General features: G+C 68.9%; 2 pseudogenes. Both read right to left on the reverse strand.

Going from position 1 to position 2,474, the window contains the following annotated elements:
• Positions 1-158: 158 nt before the first annotated feature.
• Positions 159-1,034, reverse strand: a pseudogene (locus KV557_RS41595) (integrase core domain-containing protein).
• Positions 1,035-1,132: 98 nt separating this feature from the next.
• Positions 1,133-2,341 (reverse strand): annotated as a pseudogene (locus KV557_RS41600) (NF041680 family putative transposase); the annotation flags it as partial.
• Between the last annotated feature and the right edge of the window lie 133 nt (positions 2,342-2,474).

The following is a 2,474-nucleotide window of genomic DNA, read 5'->3' on the forward strand; positions in this document are numbered from 1 at the left end:
CGCCCTCAACCTCATCCGCCTCCACTCCTGGTGGAACGGCCACCCCCTCGACCGAGTCAGCCACAGCCACCTCGCCAGACTCCAACTATCCCTAGCTGCATAGCAGTTGGAATTAGCCACCAAGATCTTGCGCTTGCCGAAAACCTCATCCATCGAGGTCAGGCGGCATGTTGGTACTCGTGGAGGAGGCCGCCGAGTCGGTCGTTTCTGCGTATATCGATACGGGCGATCTGCTCCGGGTCGTCGATCGGTGCGGGAAGGGCGCGGAGGGGCCGGGCGTTCGCGATGCCCTGGTGCGGCCGGTGCTGGTTGTAGAACGTCTCGAACTCGCGGAGGGCGTGCAGGAGGTGGCGCTGGTCCCAGATCAGGGTGCGGTCCAGCAGTTCTCGTCGGCAGGTCTGCACCCACCTTTCCATGAGGGAGTTCATGCGCGGCATGCGGACTCCGCTGAGCACGACCTGGATCCCCGCGTCGGCGAGGACGGCGTCGAACAGTTCGGGGAACTTCCCGTCCCGGTCCCGGATCATGTAGCGAGCCCGACAGCCGGCGTCCTCGAGATCCATGACGAGATTCCTCGCCGCCTGTGCCACCCAGGACGCCGTCGGGTGAGCGGTCATGCCGAGGATCCGGATACGGCGGTTCGCGTGCTCGATCACCGCAAGCACGTACAGCCGGGCCCCGGACAGGGTGGCCATCTCGAAGAAGTCGCACGCGAGGAGTGCGTCCGCTTGGGAGCGCAGGAAGTTGGCCCAGGTGCTGGAGGTCCGCTCGGGCGCTGGTGGGATCCCGGCCTCCTTGAGGATCTCCCAGACGGTGGACGCGGCCACCTCGACGCCGAGGACGAGCAGCTCGCCGTGAAGGCGCCGGTACCCCTACCCCGGATTCTCTGCGGCCAGGCGCAGGACCAGGGCGCGGATGGAGCGTACGGTGCGCGGCCGGCCTGGGCGCTTCGGACGGGACCGGGCGGCGTGACGGCGGGCGACCAGGTCGCGGTGCCAGCGCAGCACGGTGTCCGGCCGCACCGGCAACCGCATCCGACGCAGCACCTGCGTCGGCAGACCCTGCAGCAGTGCGGCCAGGAGCGCCCGGTCGCTTGCTTCGAAGCGGACCCGCCGTCCGCTCAGCTTGGGATTTATCCTCGTCGGGCTTGGTGTTCCTTGATCGACTCGGCGCGTTTGACCGTCTTTCCGACGTCGTGACGTGTGGCCCGTTGCTTGTTCTTCGAGCCGGGAGGCCGTCCCGGGCCCGGCCGGGACGATTTCGGTGCCGCTGCTGGGCGAGCGGTAGTCGGGCGGATGTTGCGAAACCCCCGCCGCACCCGGGCGGGGGTGAGGCGGCGGGGCTCGGTGGGCCGCTCCCAGGGGCGGCGGAGGTCCTCGGTCAGCGGCCGGGCAAGGCGGAGTTGGGCGTGGGCGGCGATGACGAGCCAGGTCCACAGGTCAGCGCTGTCGGCGTGGCGGATTTTCGGGGCGGTCCAGCCGAGCGTCTGCTTCATGAGCCTGAAGGTGTGCTCCAGATCGAATCTGCGGAGGAACGACTGCCACCAGCGGTCCACGTCGGCGCCGGTGGCAGCGGTGGCCGAGCACCACAGCCAGACCGGTTTCGGGTTCCGGTCGCCCGGCAGGCGCTCGACCTTCAACCGCACCAACGTCCCGTGGAGGATGGGCAGTTCCTCTTCGGCGTGGTCCAGCCATGGGCCGCGGTGGGTGAGCCTGGGGTGCATCCGGTCCCACGCGATCGCCTCTGCGGTGCCGTAGCGGGTGGTGTCCGTGACTGTGGTGACCTCGGGCTGATGCCAGCTCTCGGGCTTCGCGAAGGTGAGGACGCCACCGTGCCGACGCGGGCGCCCGCCTTTCGGGGTGGAGCGTGCGGGGCCCGCGTCGCGGAGCATGACGCGGTCCGAGCGCAGGCGCCCGACCAGCACGACCGGAAGGTCCACGAGAGCGTGGGAGAGGTAGGCGACGTCGTAGCCGGAGTCCATCATGATCAGAATCTCCGGGTCGCCCGGCTGCCACTGTTCGGCCTGTTTCAACCGCTCGACGACATCGCGCAGTTGGGCGGCGGTGACGGCGGTTGCGTCGTCGGCCGGCCCGAGGCGTACGGCGTCCAGCAGCGCGACCCAGGAGGTGCGGCCTGTTTCCAGGGCGGCGACGAAGGAATACGGCCAGCCGGGAACGAACTGGTCCGTCTTGCGGTCTCCACGTCCGTAAACGTGACAAAAGAGCCGGTCGTCGCTGGTGGGGGCGTCAGGGCGGAGCCAGTTGCTCACGTCGACGGCCAGCACGATCCGGCCGTCGGCCGCCTTCGGCAGCGGCAAGCCGGCCAGCGTGCGACGCAGCCGGGCCGGCTCTAGGGCACGTATTCGGTCGTGATCAATCTGCGCGATTCACCCTCGCGGCGGGTCCTGATCCGGTAGACCGTGTTACGTGACGCGAGCGCAATTGACGGATGCGGAGTGGGTGTTGATCGAGCCG

Source organism: Kitasatospora aureofaciens, from assembly GCF_019192735.1.
GTDB classification, from domain to species: Bacteria; Actinomycetota; Actinomycetes; order Streptomycetales; family Streptomycetaceae; genus Kitasatospora; species Kitasatospora aureofaciens_A.